15 protein-coding genes, 1 tRNA gene and 1 pseudogene are annotated in these 20850 nt (G+C 36.2%); 4 read left to right on the forward strand and 13 right to left on the reverse strand.

Translation table 11 applies throughout. From position 1 onward, the window contains the following. Window positions 1-82: 82 nt before the first annotated feature. The 4 genes and pseudogenes from QOX35_RS13995 to QOX35_RS14010 form a co-directional block, all read right to left on the reverse strand. Window positions 83-385 (reverse strand): annotated as a pseudogene (locus QOX35_RS13995) (ORF6N domain-containing protein); the annotation flags it as partial. A gap of 1 nt (window position 386) precedes the next feature. Continuing rightward, complete coding sequence (locus QOX35_RS14000) at window positions 387-806, reverse strand: virulence RhuM family protein (protein ID WP_283687448.1); 420 nt, start codon at window positions 804-806, stop codon at window positions 387-389. A gap of 13 nt (window positions 807-819) precedes the next feature. Next, on the reverse strand, window positions 820-2058 hold the full coding sequence (locus QOX35_RS14005) for a site-specific integrase (RefSeq protein WP_283687449.1): 1239 nt from the start codon (window positions 2056-2058) through the stop codon (window positions 820-822). A gap of 266 nt (window positions 2059-2324) precedes the next feature. After that, window positions 2325-2401 (reverse strand) — tRNA-Asp (locus QOX35_RS14010). Between the two features lie 441 nt (window positions 2402-2842). On the opposite strand from QOX35_RS14010, the gene QOX35_RS14015 reads away from it, so the two are divergent. Genes QOX35_RS14015 through QOX35_RS14025 form a run of 3 tightly spaced genes read left to right on the forward strand, consistent with a single transcriptional unit; the run spans window position 2843 to window position 5443 of the window. Then, the gene (locus tag QOX35_RS14015) at window positions 2843-3571 is read left to right on the forward strand and encodes a TorF family putative porin (protein ID WP_135106113.1); all 729 of its coding nucleotides are present in this window, start codon (window positions 2843-2845) and stop codon (window positions 3569-3571) included. 41 nt (window positions 3572-3612) lie between these two features. Further along, window positions 3613-3981: a P-II family nitrogen regulator gene (locus tag QOX35_RS14020; protein WP_135106111.1), complete on the forward strand. Its 369-nt coding sequence runs from the start codon at window positions 3613-3615 to the stop codon at window positions 3979-3981. A 37-nt stretch (window positions 3982-4018) separates the two neighbouring features. Continuing rightward, a complete protein-coding gene (locus tag QOX35_RS14025) occupies window positions 4019-5443 on the forward strand; it encodes an ammonium transporter (RefSeq protein ID WP_283687450.1) in 1425 nt (474 codons plus the stop codon). 99 nt (window positions 5444-5542) lie between these two features. Here the strand turns inward: QOX35_RS14025 and QOX35_RS14030 are convergent, their stop codons facing one another. The 9 genes from QOX35_RS14030 to QOX35_RS14070 form a co-directional block, all read right to left on the reverse strand. Further along, a complete protein-coding gene (locus QOX35_RS14030; RefSeq protein WP_006843962.1) occupies window positions 5543-5878 on the reverse strand; it encodes a YegP family protein in 336 nt (111 codons plus the stop codon). A 156-nt stretch (window positions 5879-6034) separates the two neighbouring features. Then, the gene (locus QOX35_RS14035) at window positions 6035-6997 is read right to left on the reverse strand and encodes an ROK family protein (RefSeq protein ID WP_283687451.1); all 963 of its coding nucleotides are present in this window, start codon (window positions 6995-6997) and stop codon (window positions 6035-6037) included. A 112-nt stretch (window positions 6998-7109) separates the two neighbouring features. Then, a complete protein-coding gene (gene meaB / locus QOX35_RS14040; RefSeq protein WP_283687452.1) occupies window positions 7110-8207 on the reverse strand; it encodes a methylmalonyl Co-A mutase-associated GTPase MeaB in 1098 nt (365 codons plus the stop codon). A gap of 200 nt (window positions 8208-8407) precedes the next feature. After that, window positions 8408-9517 carry a universal stress protein gene (locus QOX35_RS14045; RefSeq protein WP_283687453.1) on the reverse strand — a complete coding sequence of 370 codons (1110 nt, stop codon included), beginning with the start codon at window positions 9515-9517 and terminating at the stop codon, window positions 8408-8410. A 182-nt stretch (window positions 9518-9699) separates the two neighbouring features. Beyond that, window positions 9700-10992, reverse strand: coding sequence for a tetratricopeptide repeat protein (locus QOX35_RS14050; RefSeq protein ID WP_135106101.1), 1293 nt, complete (start codon window positions 10990-10992; stop codon window positions 9700-9702). 22 nt (window positions 10993-11014) lie between these two features. Continuing rightward, a complete protein-coding gene (gene gyrA / locus QOX35_RS14055) occupies window positions 11015-13615 on the reverse strand; it encodes a DNA gyrase subunit A (RefSeq protein ID WP_283687454.1) in 2601 nt (866 codons plus the stop codon). 192 nt (window positions 13616-13807) lie between these two features. Beyond that, window positions 13808-17125 carry a preprotein translocase subunit SecA gene (secA, locus tag QOX35_RS14060; protein WP_283687455.1) on the reverse strand — a complete coding sequence of 1106 codons (3318 nt, stop codon included), beginning with the start codon at window positions 17123-17125 and terminating at the stop codon, window positions 13808-13810. Between the two features lie 46 nt (window positions 17126-17171). Further along, window positions 17172-18770 (reverse strand): alkaline phosphatase family protein, encoded by a 1599-nt coding sequence (locus QOX35_RS14065; RefSeq protein WP_283687456.1) that lies wholly within the window; start codon window positions 18768-18770, stop codon window positions 17172-17174. Further along, window positions 18767-20008 (reverse strand): lipoprotein N-acyltransferase Lnb domain-containing protein, encoded by a 1242-nt coding sequence (locus QOX35_RS14070; RefSeq protein WP_283687457.1) that lies wholly within the window; start codon window positions 20006-20008, stop codon window positions 18767-18769. The genes QOX35_RS14065 and QOX35_RS14070 overlap by 4 nt, the downstream gene beginning before the upstream one ends. A gap of 200 nt (window positions 20009-20208) precedes the next feature. Between QOX35_RS14070 and QOX35_RS14075 the strand changes: the two genes are divergently transcribed. After that, window positions 20209-20811 carry a SagB/ThcOx family dehydrogenase gene (locus QOX35_RS14075; RefSeq protein ID WP_283687458.1) on the forward strand — a complete coding sequence of 201 codons (603 nt, stop codon included), beginning with the start codon at window positions 20209-20211 and terminating at the stop codon, window positions 20809-20811. Window positions 20812-20850: the final 39 nt, after the last annotated feature.

The following is a 20850-nucleotide window of genomic DNA, read 5'->3' on the forward strand; positions in this document are numbered from 1 at the left end:
AAAGAACAGAAGATTATGTAAACTATCTCACAAAATAAGGATTGATTATCAATAAATTAAAAGCAATTATTTACATAATCTTTTTGTTTACATAAACGGAATTATGTAAAGGTTGACATAATTCTGTGAATGCAAATACCTTAGATATCCCAACATTATAGCCGGAGGGTATCACAGATTGTGACACCCCTATGTTTATCAATTTCATAGCTTCTTCATCCGTCAGTTCAAACATAAAGTCTTTTGGAAAACGCTCTATATTTCTTCGAACAGCCTGTTTTAAAACTCGGGTCTCAACCTGATAGAGTTCTGCCAAATGAAAATCAATCATCACACGTAAGCCGTGAACTTCAAATATTTTATTCTGAATAATTTGTAATTCCATATCAATTCAAATTTTTAAATGATGGTTTTCCTGTGTTAGCATTGAATACTATGATCATTTCAGATTTAGCTTTTGCCTTTTCGTATTCACAAAAAGCATTGAATACCCACTCCCGAAAAGCTTTGGTATATAGGGATTGAATACGGAAACTTAAGAAAATAATAACCTCTAGGTTATAATAGGTACGAATATATTCTTCTTTTTCATTTCGGGTATATCTGTATTCTTTTGTCACATCTACTTCTTTTAATAAACTGTCCCTAAAAATAGCCTTTAGATTTTTGCTGATTGTAGGTGTATATATGCCAAACAGATCAGCAATTTCATTTACTGTCATCCAAACTGTACCATCTACAATTTTTACTTCAATAATTGGTCTGTCAGTATCTATATCTGTAAACTTTATATATCCTGTTTCCATAAATTCAACTAGATTAAACAATAGCTTTTTTTGATTCGTAAGTTTTTAGTTTTCCCGCAATAGCATTCATCTCATTGGCTATCTTGTTATTAGTTATCCGGGCATATATTTGCGTTGTCTGGATTTTTGTATGCCCCAGCATTTTCGATACAGACTCGATCGGAATACCCAACGATAAAAACGTCGTTGCAAATGTATGACGGCTCATGTGATAGGTGAGGTGCTTCTCAATACCGCACAAATCGGCGATTTCCTTCAAGTAAGAGTTCATCTTCTGATTGCACATTGTCGGAAGAACTTTGTTATTTTTTTGTTTCCCCCTGTATTTCTCGATTATAGAAAGTGGTATATCCATCAAAGGAACGGTTATATCGGTATTCGTTTTAACACGCTTCTTCATAATCCATAAATTATCATCAAAATGAGGTTTTATATCGTCATACGCTAATTCGTATATGTCTGCATATGAAAGTCCGGTGAAGCAGGAAAATATAAATATATCCCTTACTTTTTCGATCCGGCCAATAGAGAAGTCTTTTTCAATAATCGCTTTTATCTCTTCTTCTGTCAGATAGCCCCTATCAACCTTCTCAAAATGAATTTTATAATTCGCATAAGGGTCTGCAATGATCCAACCATTGTTCTTTGCTATATTGATAATCTTCTTTAGAAGCCTCATATTGCGCCCGATTGTATTGGTCTGGCAATTTCCTTCAATTCTGAGATAAGTTTCAAAATCCGTTAAGAAATTGTGTTTAATATCCTTCAGTTTAATATCCTTCAGATTGTATTTGAATTTTAAGAATGTCTGAATCTTTTTATAGACACATTTGTATTTTTGCAGAATAGCCGGAGAGAATTTTGTGCCGACCAGTTTTTCCATATCTTCATTGTGCTGACGGTAGACTTCCAAAAGATAGATTGGAATATCATTAGGAGAGGAGGAGATACCCAGAATGCTGTTTTTCAATCCTTCTGCAGAAACAATCCCGTCACGATCGAATATCTCGTTGTATTTTTCATTGATAAGGCTGGTATAAGAATCTATAATCTTATTGATACTTAAAGCTTCTCTGCTTTTACCGATTGCTCTGCCTGTACTTGATTCCCATATACCTGTATTTATTGCAGCTTTTATATTAAAACTGACCTTTTCCTGAGAGATGGTAATCCGACAAAAGATAGGTGCTGTTCCGTCTTTTTTAAGTTTGTCTCGACGGATGTAATAAATGACATTGAATGTACTTTTCATAACTACTCATTTTAAATTACAAATAAAACATTATTGTTTTTCGAATGAGTAAATCTTGTACTTCCAAAAACGTCTGATACACTGCCAATTAAAGACAAATTAGGGTGAACACTTTTTTCGGTTAGGGTGAACACTTTGGGGAACGAATTAAGGCGTTCGATGCCCGTTCTATGTCTTTTTCTGGCTATATGGATAAAAAGAAAAATCCTACAATATATTGATATTGTAGGATTTAACTAACTTTTTTCGCCTATTGGCTTTAACTTTGGCGGTATGGACGGGACTCGAACCCGCGACCCCCTGCGTGACAGGCAGGTATTCTAACCAACTGAACTACCACACCATTTTATTTTTGCTTTTTTATTAGCAGCATTTCCTCTCAAATGCGATGCAAAGATAGGATAAGGATTTGAATCCTGCAATAGATTTACAAAGATTTTTTAGAATAAAATTTAACATCATTGTGTTTCAAAGGATTAAAAATAAAGAAAAATTATCGGCTTAAGTATTCTATGAAAATTTAAATGGAAAAATATAAATAAAAAAAAGTTTACGAGAATTGATACTTAAAAAAGTAGCAACAGAAACAACATTTACAATATTGATCTCTACCAAATTTATGACTTCACTAAATATTTTTTGAAATATTTTATACTTTATTTTGATTTATAAAATATTTTGTCATATTTTTGCAAATAAATAAATCAAAAAGAAACTCATAACCCATATATCTAATCAAAATGAATAATAAAGATGAATTTTAATATCTTTAAATATTTTGATTATGGAAACTCTAATTTTAGGTAAAAAAGGTTGTCTGGCTATAGTATTATTTGCTTTCCTCTCTACTTTATCCGTAAAATCGCAATCAGTTAATATTGATTTCGGAGCCGATTTAGTAAGTTCCTATGTATGGCGCGGTTATAAGCAAGCCGGAGCCAGTTTTCAACCAACATTAAGTGCTAGTGTAAATGGATTTTCACTAGGTGCATGGGCTTCTACAGATTTTACTAGCGAAAATGGTAAAAAAGAAGTAGACTTTACTGCCGCATATGAAAATAGCGGATTTAAAATTGCTGTTACAGATTACTGGTGGGATGGAGAAGGTCAGTATCGATATTTGAGTAGTCCTCACGGAAGTAACAATGGACATTATTTAGAAACATCATTAGGCTATACACTGCCCGAATCATTCCCTTTGAATGTTACATGGAATACATTCCTATTAGGCAAAGGAAATAAGAAAGAAGATGGTAAAAATTCTTATTCTACTTACATCGAATTAGCTTATCCATTCTCTGTTGCGGGAGTAGACATGGGAATATCAACAGGATTCACACCTTGGGAAAGTGCTGTTTATGGAACAAATGGATTCAATTTCACTTCTATATCTTTAAAAGCATCCAAAAGTTTAAAAGTTACAGACTCATTTTCTTTACCAATATTTGGGCATATCATCTGCAACCCAAATCTTGAAGATATACATTTTGTATTTGGTATGTCTTTTAAGTAAGAACCTCCTTATTATAAATAAAACACTTTATCATTTTTTATATGAAAAAAATTGAAGCAATCGTTCGCAAATCAAAATTTAATGAAGTCCGCCGAGCATTACATGAAGCAGATATCGACTTTTTGTCATGGTGGGAAGTCAATGGACAGGGAAGTGCCCGTCAAGGTTTAATATTCAGAGGTATAGCATATGATGTAAATACAATAGAACGTATCTATATCGCTTTTGTTGTGAGAAATATAAATGTAGAAAAATCAATTAATGCCATTTTAGGTTCAGCTTTTACAGGCGAAAGCGGAGATGGTAGAATATTCGTATCGGCAATAGAACAATCAATCCGTATACGCACCGGAGACCATGGTGACGAAGCCTTGTACGACAAGGATGAAGAGGATGAAGAGAGTAAATAAAGATTAGGTTAAAAAGCTTTAGGTAAAAAATAAAAATATGAAACATCGATTATTCAAATACGTCACTATTATATTGTTTATAGCTATGGTTTTACCCACAGCTGTATGGGCACAGGATTCTCTTACAACTGTTGCTGACTCTTTAAAAACAACAACGGCTATTCCCGTAGAAGCTGTTGCAGCAGCTACGGAAGAACCTACAGTTTTAAATTCAGGGAATACTGCATGGATTATAGTAGCTACTGTGCTTGTTATGATGATGACAATTCCCGGGTTAGCATTATTCTATGGAGGTCTTGTTCGTCAAAAAAATATTTTGAGCATCCTTATGCAGTGCCTTATGGCTACCGGTATAATTAGTATTATCTGGGTAGCTTTTGGCTACAGTTGGGTATTTGGTACTAGCTTTATGGATTCCGGCAGTCCTCTAGGTCAAATTATCGGAGGATTTGATAAGGCATTTTTACATGGTATAAAATTAGACACATATATGAGCGGAGTTGGCATTCCTGAGATTTTGTTTGCCTTATTCCAGTGTATGTTTGCAGTTATCACTCCGGCTTTGATTATTGGTGCCTTTGCTGAAAGAATCAAGTTTTCGGGTTATGTGGTTTTTATCATCCTATGGTCAATCATCGTTTACAACCCAATGGCTCACTGGGTATGGGGCGGTGGATGGCTAATGAAAATGGGTGCCATTGACTTTGCCGGAGGAACTGTGGTACATATCAATGCCGGTATATCTGCTCTTGTTATGGCTATCATGTTAGGACGCCGAAAAGGATACAGAACAATAGGTCACCCTTTTACACCGCATAACATCCCATTTGTATTCATAGGTACATCTCTACTATGGCTCGGATGGTTTGGATTTAATGCAGGTAGTGGACTTGCAGCTGACGGATTGGCAGCGAATGCATTCCTTGTAACTCATTTAGCTACATCTGCCGCCGCTGTGATATGGATGGCTCTGGAATGGATTCTTTATAAAAAGCCAACTATTGTAGGATTTTGTACAGGTGCTGTTGCAGGGCTTGTAGCAATAACTCCCGCAGCAGGAACTGCTGATGTACTCGGAGCTTTTGCCATAGGAGGAATTTCTGCTTTAGTATGTTTCTTTATGGTTGCTTATGTAAAACCAAAACTTAAATACGACGATTCTTTAGATGCTTTTGGTGTACACGGTATAGGTGGTATAGTTGGATCTATACTTACCGGCGTATTTGCCACACGAGCTATCACCGGCCCGGAGGGCGTTCAAGGAGCATTATACGGAGATTGGAATCAATTATGGATACAGGTTGTTGCAACTGGAGCTTCAGTTGTATACAGTGCTGTTCTAACATTCATACTATTCTTTATTGTTAATAAAACTATTGGACTGAGGGTAAGCAAAGATGACGAGTCTACCGGACTTGACATCTCCCAACATGGAGAAATTGCTTACAGCGAAGAAGAATAACTAGAAATCGCACTATTAAACACAGAAAATGTACCATGCAAAGAAAATATCTTTGCATGGCATTTTTTTTCTAAAAAGAGGGTAGGGGGCTTATCTTTATTACTCTGCACTCAGATCTACAACTTCAGCATCAGGTGCGTTTTTAACAACAGATGCAATACCGTTATCGCGGCTAGCTACACTTTCGTATAATTCGCTCGTTCCTATAATCTGCCCATTCGTAGCTTTTAGATTAAAATATGGTTTACCATTTTTTGATTCTAGTTTCTCAAACCGAGATTCAACCTGGCTATTTTTTCTTACAGATTCAATGCCATTTTTGCAGTTTTCTTTTTTTGTGTATCCTTCACTACTTAATATAACTTGTCCATTGCCTGCTTTAAGATTAAACTGGAATTCACCATTTTTTCTCTTCGAAATTTCAAATTTTCCCATTTTGTTGTGTTTTAAAAGTTCATATTAAAGTAAAACACTAGTTTATTATAAAAAGTTTATTATCAATCTCTATTCAACTATAATAAATTACTGATAAAAAAATAGCAGTAGAAAAAAATCTACTGCTACATATATACTTTCTATTTATAGAACTTTTTAATAGTCTTTTACTTCCCAACCTAAAGCACTTGCACCAAGTACGGCAGCATCGCTTTCTTTAAGCTCAGACATTAAAAGTTTAATTTTGTTACGGAATATAGGCAACATATTTTCTTCCATATGCTTGCGCACAGGATCAAAAATAAATTTGCTTGATTTGGTTAATCCTCCAAATAGTATAATCGCTTCGGGACTAGAAAATGCTACAAAGTCTGCAAATGCCTCTCCAAGCATCTGACCAGTAAACTCAAAAATTTCTTTTGCCAAAACATCACCTTTCACAGCAGCATCGTACACATCTTTTGATGTTATTTCGCTCGGATCAAGTTCTCTTAATAAACTTGGGTCTTTTCTTGTTTCAAGGAACTCTCTCGCTGTGCGTGCTACACCGGTAGCAGAACTGTATGTTTCAAGGCAACCTTTTTTACCACAACCACACATACGTCCATTACGTTGAATTGTAGTATGACCTAGTTCGCCTGCAAATCCATCGTGGCCATATACCAACTGCCCATTTACGACGATACCACTACCAACGCCTGTACCTAGTGTAATAACAATAAAATCTTTCATTCCACGAGCTGCTCCATAAGTCATTTCACCTATAGCCGCTGCATTCGCGTCATTAGTTAATGCCACAGGTACATTTAGTTTGTCTGTCAGCATCTGAGCCAATGGAATAACACCTTTCCATGGAAGATTAGGTGCAAATTCGATACAACCTGTAAAGTAATTTCCGTTTGGAGCTCCAACTCCAATACCTTTGATATTGCTTGATCCTCCAACCTGATCTATAATTTCTTGAACTCCGGCTGAGAGATTTGTTACATATTCGTTGATTTCTTTATAAGCACCAGTTTTGATAGAACCCTGATTAATGATGTGTCCACGTTTGTCTACAACACCAAAAACAGAATTGGTTCCACCAATATCAATCCCAATAGCATATGGTTTCTCCATGATTTATATTAATGTTAATTCAACAATGAAATTATTTCTATTAAAGTGTACAAATATAATGATTTCTAAGAAAATATTCGGTTATAAATCTGCAATAATATACGTTTCCTTATCATTTAGATATCTTCTGATAAATATCTAAGACTTTATTAGCAGCAGCAAATGAGCTTATCTGAGAATTAAGTACTTGTTCTTCACATATCCTTAATTCCTTTTGTATGACAGCATTGTTATAAAAATTATTCTTTAACCGTTCGTTAATCGTTTCATACATCCAATAGCGAGATTGATCGTTACGTTTATGCTCAAAATAACCATTTTCTTTGACAAATGCAATATATTCATCAATCATATTCCACACTTCATCTATACCTATCTCATAATATCCGGAGTAAGTTAAGACTTTGGGCACCCATCCTGATTCCGGAAGAGGAAATAGGTGTAAAGCATTCTTAAAATGAGACTGTGCTAAACGAGACTTCTCTATATTATTACCATCAGCCTTGTTTATAACAATTCCGTCTGCCATCTCCATTATACCACGCTTGATACCTTGCAATTCATCTCCGGTTCCGGCTAATTGTATAAGTAAAAAGAAATCGACCATAGAGTGTACAGCTGTTTCAGACTGCCCAACACCAACTGTTTCTATTATAATACGGTCAAATCCAGCAGCTTCACAGAGTATAATCGTTTCTCTCGTCTTGCGAGCTACACCACCTAAGGATCCGGCAGAAGGGGAGGGGCGTATAAACGCATTTTTTTCAACAGACAAACGTTCCATACGAGTCTTATCTCCAAGTATACTTCCTTTAGTCAATTCACTTGATGGATCTATAGCAAGAACCGCTAGTTTATTATTTTTTTTCAGAATATGCATTCCAAATGCATCAATAGAAGTACTTTTTCCGGCTCCGGGTACACCTGTAATACCAATTCGAACAGAATCGCCTGTATATGGCAAACATTTTTCTATAACTTCTTGTGCTATAGCCTGATGTTCTGGTTTAGAACTTTCAATAAGTGTAACTGCCTGTCCAAGAATAGATATATTTCCCTTGCGAATACCATCAACATATTCAGACACAGAATACGTTTTGCGTTTAAATTTCTTGAAGCTATTTAGATAAGGATTAATAGTCGGTTGCTCTGAAGTGCCTTTATTTACACTTAATCCTTGAAATTGTTCATCGTTCTCAATATGATCCATAAATTCTATTTTTGAATGCTAGTGAATAGATTTTTATAAAATCTAGAATTATAATCAAAGATAACTAAAAAAGAGAGAGGCGATATAACTTGTGTTTGTAATAATAGATTTTAAATACCACAATTAAACATAATAGTAATTATATAACAAACAATAGCCTTTTAAATTTGGCTATTATTCGCTATGCTATTTTTAAGATTCTATCTAAAGATAATAAGGGCAACGTCAGAATTTATTAAAACCTTTCTAGATATACTAGGTAAAAAGATCCGACCAAAAAGATTCCGTCGTTTAGTATTTAGCATAACTATATTAATGTTTTCTTTTTTGATAAATTCATTAATCGAATCCGCCATGTTTGGACCATCGATAAGTTGATAGCTAACATTCAGTTCCGGATATTTATCGATAAAATACTTCTTCATTTCAGCAAGCTCAGCCTCAGACCATTTCTCATCTTTTTTGTTTATTACATTTACATGTGTAAGCGTTATTCTTACATTAGGATAAGGCTTCAATATATTAACTAAGAAATCAAAAGCGTCCAGATCCCTTTTCTGAAAGTTTGTAAGAAAAGCTATATTCTGAAAATCAAGAGTATTTTCAATCGTAAAGTTCTCCGGAATAGCCATCACAGGCACATTGGTCATCTCAATTATATCAGCCGTTACATTCCCTACTACATTCCTCTTATTGTTACTTAAACCTTTAGTACCTAAAACAAGTAAGAATGGTTTATATTCTTCTACAAAGTTTTCTATCTCTTCACTAATGAGTCCTTCACGTAACGAATAGGAATAATTTATAGGAGGAAATTCTTTTTGTGTAATTTTCTCATCTATTTCATTACAAAAATCAAGCATTCTCCGTCTAGCTACACTTAGTACATCACTTTCATCATTTTTGTTTAAATTATCAGCAAATGGGAATGTAATTGGAAAATGTACCCGATATACATGCAGTATTTTCACTTTAGCATTCGTTTGTTGCGCTATGGTAAATGCTGCATGACAAGCCTTTATTGAGTAACTGGAAAAGTCTACAGCGACTAGAATGCGTTTTCGTCCGTCATCTATTTTAGATATCTTCTCATCATCATATCTGAATAGTTTTTTATTTTCAATTACAGATATGGCATTCATTAAATCTTCTTTATCTACACGTACGGCCAACCCCAGGCTTGTATCGTCAGTATTTTGCGAAACATTCACAAGATGTGTGTTAATACCCCTTTCTTCCAAAACCTGCTTTAAGATATAAGCTTTCTGAGGAGTATGTATGGCTATTGTTACTAATTTATCTTCTTTCATGTCTTTACGTATTTAAAGTTCGCTTCTAACAAATTTACAAAAAACTATCCACAATAAAAGTGATAAATAGCCTCAATATTAACAAGAAGCAATAAAGTTTCACCTTATTTAAACATATGATAAAACAAAAGCGTCCGGAACTAAAAAGTTCCGGACGCTTATTATTATTTATAGTATAAATATTATTGCTTATCTGATATACCTAGCTCTTTTTGAACTGCTTCATATTCAGCTGATTTATCTATATTCAATAGACTCAAGTTATAATATACATTTTGTAATTTCATTAATGCAGGTTTGATATCTAAATCAAAATCAGCACCTCTGGCTTTCAACAAATCTCTATATTTTTCAAGATATGGTAAAGATTTCTGGTAAAAGTCTGCAGTTTGCTTATCTAACTGTGCTTGTTCACTTCTACTATTTGTTTGACCAGCTTTTTCTTTTACATCCTGAGCCTGAAGTATATACAACACGCCTAAGCCTTCAAGGGCTTTCTCACAGTTAGCATCAGCAGCGATAGCTTGTAGATATGCAGGTTCTGCACTTGCATAATTTTTTTGCTCAGCATACAATGATGCTTTTACTCCTATCAATTCACAAGTATTGCTTGGATCGTTAGCAATCGCTTGATCCAAATAAGCCATAGCTTCTGCCGTCTTGCCTCCTCTAATGAACTCATTGATCAAGTTTGGTGTGAAATATTTATTACCAGGGAATTTCTTAGCACCATCATTCAATACTTGTACAAACGCAAGACTATCATTTACTTGTTGGTATTCACTAGCTAAGAGTTCATATGCATCACTTTCCTTATAAGTACTGTTCTGAACGTAAGGTTCAGCGATAATCTTCTTCAATAGTTTGATAGAACGGTCATGATCTGCCGATTGGATAGAGCTAATAACAGCATAATATTTGATAGTCTGATAAACACTATCTTGTGTATTGAAGTCTCCTTTTGTATCTTCAAACATAGCTAAAGAAGGAAGCTCCCAGTATCTTTCAAAAAAGTCAGTTGCTCTCTTAAAATCTCTCTTCTCGTTATAGTACACACCTCCATTAATATAGAACCTGTGTCCATCTCTCATATTTTTAACAATATCCTTTCTGAACTTGTTCTTTACCTGTCCTTTTTCATTTGGTATCTGACCTAGTTCATCAGCTTTGATATATGGATCATACATATTGTAAAGTCCAATATACATCTTTTCTTCATTCCCTCCTTTACCGGTGATCTCTTTTTGCATTTCTAAAGTTCGTTCATCATCAAACGCTTTGTACTCGATATCACCTGCTATTTTCCATGTTTCTGGATCATTCACAGTTTCAGGATTAGTGAGTGCGGGTTTGATTAATTCTCTTGCTTCATCAACGTTCTTCATTGCGGATTTTGCATCTTTCACAGCTTTTTTCTGGGCAAAAGAGAATCCTGCAAATATGCATAATGTTATTAATAATAAACTTCGCTTCATAATTATTTTTTTAGTTCATATATCAGTTATTTATTTCCTCATTTTCATCCAGGGTTGAGTTATTCTGGGTATCTTCATCCAACTCTATTTCGGCAAGTTCAATATCTTCTTCATCTTCGGAATCGACCTTACAAACAGATGCTATTTCATCATTCCGTTTTCCTAAATTTATGAGTCTAACGCCCTGTGTAGCACGTCCCATAGTGCGAATATCTGAAACTTTTAGACGAATTGTAATACCAGACTTGTTAATTATCATTAAATCGTTATCATCAGTAACACTATTTATAGAAACGAGCTTACCGGTCTTATCTGTAATGTTCAATGTTTTAACACCCTTACCTCCCCTACTGGTTATACGATATACAGGAATAATATTGCCATCTTCATCAAAAAGATCATTTCCTTCTTCGTCTTTATCATTCAGATTAGTACGTTTTCCATATCCCTGCTCTGAAACTACCATGATAGTATGAGTTTTCTGATCTTCTTTAGACATAGCCAACATTCCTATCACTTCGTCTTGTCCATCTTCATCTATACGCATACCCCTTACTCCGGTAGCAGTACGACCCATCTCACGAACATCTGATTCATGGAAACGAATTGCTCGTCCATTACGATTTGCTATGAGAATTTCACTGTCTCCATCAGTCATCAAGACTTCAATCACTCTGTCATCTTCACGAATAGTAATTGCGTTGACCCCATTCTGGCGAGGACGAGAATATGCTTCAAGTCTGGTTTTCTTGATAACTCCTGCTTTTGTACAGAATACAAGGTAATGGCTATTAATGTAATCAGTATCACTAAATCCTCTGACACGAATAAATGCCGTAACCTTATCGTCCGATTCAATATTCAGCAAGTTCTGTATAGCCCTTCCTTTTGAATTCTTGGTTCCTTCCGGAATATCAAATACACGCAACCAAAAACATTTACCTTTTTGAGTAAATAATAATATATAGTTGTGCATCGATGCCGGATAGATGTGTTCAATAAAATCTGCGTCACGTGTTTCAGAACCTTTAGCTCCTACTCCACCTCTGTTTTGTGCACGGAACTCGGTAAGAGGTGTACGTTTGATATATCCGAAATGAGATACTGTTATAATCATCTCATCATTTGCATAGAAATCTTCAGGATTCAGTTCTTCAGATGCATATACAATCTCTGTACGACGAGCATCACCATATTTATTCTTTATTTCTATCAGTTCATCTTTGATTACCTGCATCCGAAGATCTTCGTTCGATAGGATTTCGTTCAGGTAAGCAATTAGTTTCTGTATTTCGTCATATTCATTACGAAGTTTATCTTGTTCAAGTCCGGTTAATTGACGCAAACGCATTTCAACGATTGCACGAGACTGTATTTCGCTCAGGCTGAATCTATTCATTAAACTTTCAATAGCTTCCTGAGGCGATTTAGAAGCCCTTATAAGAGCTATTACTTCGTCTATATTATCTGATGCAATAATTAATCCTTCCAGAATATGAGCACGCTCTTCGGCCTTACGTAAATCGTATGTAGTTCTGCGGATAACAACATCTATTCTGTGTTCAACGAATAATGATATCATATCCTTAAGATTCAACGTTCTAGGACGTCCCTTTACCAAAGCAATATTATTAACACTAAATGAAGATTGTAGAGCTGTAAGCTTATACAATTTATTTAGTACAACATTCGCATTAGCATCACGCTTGATATCTACAACTATACGCATTCCTTGGCGATCAGACTCGTCGTTAACATTACTGATACCATCCAGCCTTTTTTCTCCAACCAGGTCAGCTATATGCTTGATTAATTCAGCTTTATTTACCAGATAAGGAATTTCGGTAATTACTATTTTTTCATGATTACCTTCTGTCTCTATTTCGGCACGACCGCGCATAACCACACGTCCTCGCCCTGTTTCAAAAGCATCTCTCACTCCTTGATAACCATATATAAACCCTCCTGATGGAAAATCAGGCGCTTTGATATATTGCATCAAACCATCTGTATCGATATCTCTATCGTCTATATATGCTACAATAGCATCAATAGACTCTGTCATATTGTGAGGAGCCATATTCGTAGCCATCCCAACAGCAATACCCGAAGCTCCATTTATAAGCAAATTAGGTATACGTGTAGGAAGCACTGTCGGCTCTTGTAACGTATCGTCGAAGTTTAATTGAAAATCAACAGTTTCCTTGTCAATATCTTTTAGCATTTCTTCGGCCAAACGACTTAACCTGGCCTCTGTATAACGCATGGCGGCGGGACTATCACCATCTACACTCCCCATATTACCCTGTCCATCTACCAAAAGGTAACGCATGCTCCATTCTTGGGCCATACGCACCATTGCAAAATAGACAGAAGAGTCTCCATGTGGGTGGTACTTACCTAACACTTCCCCTACAATCCTTGCGGATTTTTTGTGCGGTTTGTTTGACGTATTACCTAGCTCACTCATACCATAAAGGATACGACGGTGAACAGGCTTAAATCCATCTCTTACATCGGGTAATGCACGGGATACAATTACTGACATAGAATAGTCGATATATGCCGACTTCATTTCGTCTTCAATATTGATCCTGATAATTCTGTCCTCTGTTTCTGCCATTATCTTAAGTTAAAATTTTTATTTTCAAATATTTGTAAAGTACATTTACACTTTGTTTTTCTGACAATTAAAAAACATGCTAAGATACAAATTTTGTTTGTATTAGAAAACATAATAACATAAAAAAAGCCCGACAGAAACTTACTTGTCGGGCTTTTCATTATTATAAATATATCAAGTATTTACTTCCGATTATTCATTTCTTCCATGACAGTTTTTATACTTTTTCCCACTGCCACAAAAACAAGGATCATTGCGCCCCGGCTTTTTGTCTACTTGTATAGGAGCTGTAACTCTTGGCCGTTCCTGAGCTGCTTGCCCTTGCCCCGGAGCCGAAGCTCTTTGTTGTCCATCTTCTATATCATTACGTTCGGTACGGTAACGGCTATAGTCAGTCTTTTGTTCCGGTTCTGCCTGACGTACTTGTTCCGGTTCACGAACAGGTATCTGTCCACGCATAAGAATTGTTACAGCTTTACTATTTATGCTGTTTAACATACTCTTAAACAGATTGAAAGACTCAAGTTTATAAATCAATAATGGGTCTTTTTGTTCATAGCTGGCATTCTGAACGGATTGGCGCAAATCGTCCATTTCACGAAGATGTTCTTTCCACTCTTCATCGATTGTATGAAGGACTATTGATTTTTCAAAAGATTTGATCACATCTTTAGATTGTGTTTCGTATGCCTCTTTCAGATTACAAGAGATATTATAAACACGTCTTCCGTCTGAGATAGGAATAAGAATGTTCTCGAATTTATCACCTTGTTCTTCGTAAACCTGTTTGATTACCGGATTGGCAATTTCGGCTAAACGATCCATCTTATGTTTGAAGTTCTGGATAGCCTTATCATATATCATATCGGTCAATGTATCAGGCTTGGTAGAACGGAATGTCGCTTCATCAACAGGTGGCTCTGTTGTAAACAAACGTAACATATCAACCGTCAATCCTTCATAATCGAGATTATCGGCATGTTGCTCTGTTAAACTCACAGCCGTATCATATATCATATTCACGATATCGATACCAATACGTTCTCCCATAAGAGCATGACGGCGACGTTTGTACACAACTTCACGTTGAGAATTCATCACATCATCATATTCCAATAAGCGTTTACGAATACCAAAGTTGTTTTCTTCAACTTTCTTCTGAGCTCTTTCTACAGACTTGCTAAGCATATTATGTTCAAGCATTTCTCCTTCTTTGAAGCCCATACGGTCCATCATTCCGGCAATACGTTCCGATGCGAACAAACGCATCAAATCATCTTCTAACGAGATGTAGAATACGGATGAACCCGGGTCTCCCTGACGCCCTGCACGACCTCTCAACTGACGGTCAACACGACGAGACTCATGTCTTTCTGTACCGATAATCGCCAACCCTCCTGCTTCTTTCACACTTGGTGCAAGCTTGATGTCGGTACCACGACCGGCCATGTTTGTTGCGATAGTAACAGCTCCTGGTTGTCCGGCAAGAGCTACGACTTCAGCTTCACGCTGGTGCAACTTAGCATTCAATACATTATGCTTTATCTTACGCATGGTAAGCATCTTACCCAGCAACTCAGAGATTTCGACAGATGTTGTACCCACAAGTACAGCACGACCTTCCCCTACCAGTTTTTCTATTTCTTGTATAACCGCTGTATATTTTTCACGTTTTGTTTTATATATACGGTCATTCATATCCTTACGCGCGATCGGTCTATTGGTAGGAATTACAACCACATCCAATTTGTAGATATTCCACAACTCACCTGCTTCTGTCTCAGCTGTACCGGTCATACCCGAAAGCTTATGATACATACGAAAATAGTTCTGCAATGTAATAGTTGCAAATGTCTGTGTTGCAGCTTCTACTTTAACACGCTCTTTAGCCTCTATCGCTTGGTGCAATCCGTCCGAATAGCGGCGACCATCCATGATACGTCCTGTTTGCTCATCAACAATCATTACCTTATTATCGATAACCACATACTCATCATCTCTATCGAATAAAGCATAAGCTTTTAGCAACTGGTTGACTGTATGTACTCGTTCCGACTTGATAGAATAGTTTTGCATCAACTCGTCTTTCTTTTCTGCTTTTTGACTGTCAGTAAGCGATTGATTTTCCAAGTCAGATAATAGAGACCCGATATCAGGCAAAACAAAGAACAATGGGTCATCAGAATTACCTGTAAGCAAATCGATACCTTTATCTGTGAGCTCTATGCTGTTATTTTTTTCATCTATAGTGAAATAAAGATCATCTGTAACAATATGCATATTACGCATTTGTTCGCTCATATAGTGCTCTTCAGTCTTCAACATAGATGCCTTTATACCCGGTTCACTAAGGAACTTGATAAGAGGCTTGTTCTTTGGTAACCCTTTGAATGAACGATATAACAACAACGATCCTTCTTCTTGCTCTTTCTTATCACTGGAAGCCATTTTTGCTTTTGCTTCAGCAAGTAATTTAGTACAAAGATCTCGTTGTGCTTTTACGATAATCTCTACACGTGGACGAAATTCTTCAAACAACTGTTGTTCACCCCTAGGTACAGGCCCGGAAATAATCAATGGTGTACGAGCATCGTCAATCAATACGGAGTCAACTTCGTCAACAATCGCATAATTATGCTTACGCTGAACAAGATCTGACGGATTGATTGCCATATTGTCACGTAGATAATCGAAACCAAACTCATTGTTTGTCCCGAAAGTAATATCTGCTTGGTATGCTTTACGACGGCCTTCTGAGTTAGGCTGATGTTTATCGATACAATCTACAGAAAGTCCGTTAAACATGTAAATTGGTCCCATCCACTCAGAGTCACGTTTTGCCAAATAGTCATTCACTGTAACCACATGCACACCATTACCAGTAAGTGCATTAAGGAATACAGGCAAAGTACCTACTAGGGTTTTACCTTCCCCTGTAGCCATTTCGGCAATTTTACCTTTATGAAGCACAACACCACCAAACAGCTGTACATCATAATGGATCATATTCCATTGTATTTCTGTACCTCCTGCTTGCCAGTGATTTTGATATATAGCTTTATCTTCCTCTATACGCACGAAGTCATGATCTACAGCCAGCTCTCTATCAAACTCTGTGGCTGTAACTATAATCTCTTCATTCTCAGTCAAACGGCGAGCGGTCTCTTTTACAATAGAAAAGGCTTCGGGAAGTACTTCATCTAGTACTTTCTCATACTTGTCTGTTATTTCTTTTTCCAGCTTATCTACTTCTACCCACACATCCTCACGTTGATCAATATCCAGTGATTCGATATTGGCTTTGAGTTCTGCTATTTTATTCTTTTCTGCTGCTACGTACTCCTGAACTTTTTGTCTGATCTCCATTGTCTTTGCACGCAATTCATCGTGTGACAGACGTTCAATAGAAGGATATACAGCTTTGATACGGTCTACATACGGATTGATTTCTTTTAAGTCTCTTTGAGACTTATTTCCGAATAATGATGTTAAAATGTCAGCGAATCCCATATATTTAGTTAGTTTATTTTCTTTTTATTTTGTTTGTTTTATTGTACTACCAAATTAACTCCGGTAAAGGCTCTTCTTTTGCTCCATTGGGGGACCTTATACGCATTATATATGTTACCGAAGGAGCTATTTCTGTAGCTTTAATCGTCCTTCTTATTCTGGCGGGCTTAATATTATTGCCAAAGAAAATCACAGGGCTCACAATCGCATTATTACGAGTCTGCTTTTCTTTAAATGAAGCATCTTGCTCGTTTACGATTTTATAGCCGGGCTGTAATTCGACAAATAGATCGCCAGAGTTCTCTTTAGTATAGCCATTCTTGTAATATTCCATTACAGGATTCCACTGACCGTGCTGTATTTGATATGAAGTATATACTTCTTGCACACCGGTAAATTCAGAAACAAACTCTGCCGCTTTTTCCTGTATTTCTTGTAATGATATATTTTTACTCTTTATCAGTTCTCTGTTCAGATAAACCTGTCCTTTATAGAATTTATCAACCCATTGCCCATCTCTCCCATATATAGCCATTAAGTACATATTCAGCAAAGCTTCGCAACGATTGACATAGAACTTATTTTCTGGGATATTTGAATTTGATAAAGCTGAGGACATTGTATGTTCCGACGAATTGTAATATCCGGTAGATGTGACAAAGATCAACGTATTTTTAAGACCGACAGTCTTTTCGACCTCGTCTAACAACTTTTCTATCTCCTTGTCAAGGCAGCTATAAATATCTTGTATCTCGTATGAATAATCGGAAACTCCGGGAAAGTTCCCTGCATAGAATGTCAAAGACAAAAAGTCAGGATTAGTGCGTTTACCTAATTCTGCTTTAGAAAGCAAGGTCATAGCCGAAGATCGCACATTCTCATTGACAGCAGGAATTTGTTTCGCTAAAACATAAGTCTGCTTATCTCCTCCCATAAAGTGCTGGAAAGACGATTCGCTTTGCTCGTAAGGAAAAGCCTTATATGTACTAACTTCCTTAGAAGGACGCCAATACATACTCCAAACCTTAGATGCAAAGTTTGTTGTACTACGATTATCCTGATCTACCGACCAATAAAAATCCTTATAATAAGTAGTTGAAGCCCATTTGCCGGTATAATCATCTATCCAGAAAGCAGAATTGCCTCTTTTGCCGGATGATATCAAAGCCTGAGCTATTTGAGGAGCAAAGGAATATACGTCAGATTTTCCTTGCGATGCCATCTTCAACTCATCTGTTATAGTAGAGGTTTTGATAGCCAAAGGAGAAACTTTATCCTGTGTATAGTTACCTAAGAAAGCTTCATCTGTAAATGTCGAGACCTCTTGCTTCTTAGCTACAATGTACTTTTTATTTCCTACGATACCATGATAAAAAGGTGAAGCACCAGTGTATATAGTGGCAATTGCAGAGGCATCGTCTAAATTTGGAAAATCAAATTTTATATTCTGATATACCAGTCCTTCATTCAAGAGACGTTTGAAGCCCCTTTCAGAAAATGAACTTTGAAAGAGTTCTAGATAATCACCTCTCAGCTGATCAATAGTTATTCCAATCACCAACTTCGGCACCTCGTGAACAGAAGTCTGTGCCTGAACAGATGTTATGGTTAATACTGCAACTAAAGAGGTTAGTATTCTTATCATTTTCGCCTAGGCAAGCTATAATCAGCTCTTTTCTTTAACTTTTTAAGTTGTAAAATATTCATCCCCGATCTTATACACAACGATAAGATGAATGGGATAAAGGCTATCTCTAATTGTTGTGGTATCAAACACCATGCCAAAAGAAAAGCCAAAAGTGCTACAAAGTTAATAAAATGATAACAACTTATGAATTTTGAAAGTGATTTTACAAAGAATAAACAAGCAACGATTAATTGGAGCGGATTTAACCACACTATATTCCAGTTTGGATTAACACATGGATGAATGGAAAAGAACATCAAAAAGAAAATTACACATCCTCCAATTCCTGCTACAATAAACAATAGTGTATCATAAATTCGTCCTAATGTAAACCACCTTTTTTTATAGACTAAGAAAGACAAGAGTGTAGTAATCAACAACAAGATACAACCGGCATACAGTGGTTGTATGTGACTTTCTGATGAAACTAATTCTTGTGGCGTCAAAAGTTGCTGCTCTTTTAAAATGAAGTTTCGGTATGTCCCATCTGTATTTCTAATGTGAGCCCCTTCGTTGGCTTTCATCAAATAAGCCGGTAAAAAATCCTTTTGTTTGTCTGTGATTACCTTATCAGCATCTGCTCCAATTATGATATCTATACCAAATTTAGTCCATGGCTGTATTCCAACGCACTCCCACACTAGGTCTCTGTATGTTTGTTGCTTATCAGTTGGAGTGTATTCTATTTCTCCCTGTACATATTTCTCTACAATATCACGAGGTCGAGTAGCACAGTTATCATAGAAGAAGTTATAAAGATACTCCCTGTTTTCGGGAATAGAGTTTTGAGCTAAAGCATCAAATATCTCTTGCTTTTCTTTCAAGGTCAAATTATAAACCTGCTCGGTAACTCCTACACCTCTTTGTCCATACTCTTCTATGTAATACTTGAAAGGTATAGAGCCAACCATATAATAAGTTTCTCCCTTGACAAACCTATATATGAAATTATCGCTATTGAAGTCAAATAAGCCGTAGTTGAACACGACATCTAAATGTTGTGTTGTATCACAAACCCGAATAGCCGTATGCCCAAACAAAGCATAGATCTCTTTTTCCCATGCAGAGCTAGTCAGTAAACTTATTTGAGCTGTATCACTAAGAGTTATGGGCGACCGGAATGTATTCTGCTGTGACCGTAATCCCTGCGAAAAGGATGCTATGATCAAAAAAACAATAAAGAATAGGTTTCGCATTGTATTATTAGCGGATTTTATTCACAAATATAAAACAATAAGCGATAGAATTTATTTATAAGTATATATATTTTATTTCGAGTTGTGAATTTTACTTAAAAACAAGAGCTACACAAAGAACTTAATTCAAAAACAAGAGTTTATAAACGAATATAATTCTATATTTTTGTTTCTGTTAATTATAAAATTAGGTTACAATTATGAAAAAAGGTTTATTAGCCATTGCGTTATTTTGTTTAATAAATTGTGTCTCTGCCCAGGATATACAATTAGTTTCTCCAACCAAAACAGGAGGAAAACCCTTGATGGAGGCGCTGAATGAACGTCAGTCTCATAGATCATTCGAATATAAAGAAATGCCGGCCCAAACCCTATCCGATCTTCTTTGGGCTGCTTATGGTTTCAACAGAGAAGATAAACGGACAGTTCCTTCGTCCCAAAACCGTCAGGAAGTTGATGTATATGTAATGCTGAGCTCAGGTATATATATTTATGATGCAAAAGACAATGTACTAAAGATGAAAGAGAAAGGCGATTTCAGAAAAGCGCTTGGACAGCCCAACATTTCGGACAATGCCTCATTGACTCTAATCTATATGGCAAATATGGATAAAGCATCTAACCGAGAAGCCGGATTTATCGACAGTGGGTTTATTGCTCAGAATGTATACTTGTATTGCGCTTCAGTAGGTTTAGGCTCTGTAGCAAGGGGATCATTTACTCGCCCCGACCTACATAATACATTGAAACTTACTAACAAACAAGAAATAACATTCGTTCAACCGGTAGGATACATTAAGTAAATATCAAATTTACAGAAGCATAGAAGAGAAAGGCGTTAG

It is taken from the genome of Dysgonomonas sp. Marseille-Q5470, assembly GCF_951230145.1.
Lineage (GTDB): Bacteria > Bacteroidota > Bacteroidia > Bacteroidales > Dysgonomonadaceae > Dysgonomonas.

What these genes read in the sequence shown, in the direction of transcription:
- QOX35_RS14000 (WP_283687448.1), bottom strand. Translation starts at nt 806, where the DNA reads ATGGAAACAGGATATATAAAGTTTACAGATATAGATACTGACAGACCA.
- QOX35_RS14005 (WP_283687449.1), bottom strand. Translation starts at nt 2,058, where the DNA reads ATGAAAAGTACATTCAATGTCATTTATTACATCCGTCGAGACAAACTT.
- QOX35_RS14015 (WP_135106113.1), top strand. Translation starts at nt 2,843, where the DNA reads ATGGAAACTCTAATTTTAGGTAAAAAAGGTTGTCTGGCTATAGTATTA.
- QOX35_RS14020 (WP_135106111.1), top strand. Translation starts at nt 3,613, where the DNA reads ATGAAAAAAATTGAAGCAATCGTTCGCAAATCAAAATTTAATGAAGTC.
- QOX35_RS14025 (WP_283687450.1), top strand. Translation starts at nt 4,019, where the DNA reads ATGAAACATCGATTATTCAAATACGTCACTATTATATTGTTTATAGCT.
- QOX35_RS14030 (WP_006843962.1), bottom strand. Translation starts at nt 5,878, where the DNA reads ATGGGAAAATTTGAAATTTCGAAGAGAAAAAATGGTGAATTCCAGTTT.
- QOX35_RS14035 (WP_283687451.1), bottom strand. Translation starts at nt 6,997, where the DNA reads ATGGAGAAACCATATGCTATTGGGATTGATATTGGTGGAACCAATTCT.
- meaB (WP_283687452.1), bottom strand. Translation starts at nt 8,207, where the DNA reads ATGGATCATATTGAGAACGATGAACAATTTCAAGGATTAAGTGTAAAT.
- QOX35_RS14045 (WP_283687453.1), bottom strand. Translation starts at nt 9,517, where the DNA reads ATGAAAGAAGATAAATTAGTAACAATAGCCATACATACTCCTCAGAAA.
- QOX35_RS14050 (WP_135106101.1), bottom strand. Translation starts at nt 10,992, where the DNA reads ATGAAGCGAAGTTTATTATTAATAACATTATGCATATTTGCAGGATTC.
- gyrA (WP_283687454.1), bottom strand. Translation starts at nt 13,615, where the DNA reads ATGGCAGAAACAGAGGACAGAATTATCAGGATCAATATTGAAGACGAA.
- secA (WP_283687455.1), bottom strand. Translation starts at nt 17,125, where the DNA reads ATGGGATTCGCTGACATTTTAACATCATTATTCGGAAATAAGTCTCAA.
- QOX35_RS14065 (WP_283687456.1), bottom strand. Translation starts at nt 18,770, where the DNA reads ATGATAAGAATACTAACCTCTTTAGTTGCAGTATTAACCATAACATCT.
- QOX35_RS14070 (WP_283687457.1), bottom strand. Translation starts at nt 20,008, where the DNA reads ATGCGAAACCTATTCTTTATTGTTTTTTTGATCATAGCATCCTTTTCG.
- QOX35_RS14075 (WP_283687458.1), top strand. Translation starts at nt 20,209, where the DNA reads ATGAAAAAAGGTTTATTAGCCATTGCGTTATTTTGTTTAATAAATTGT.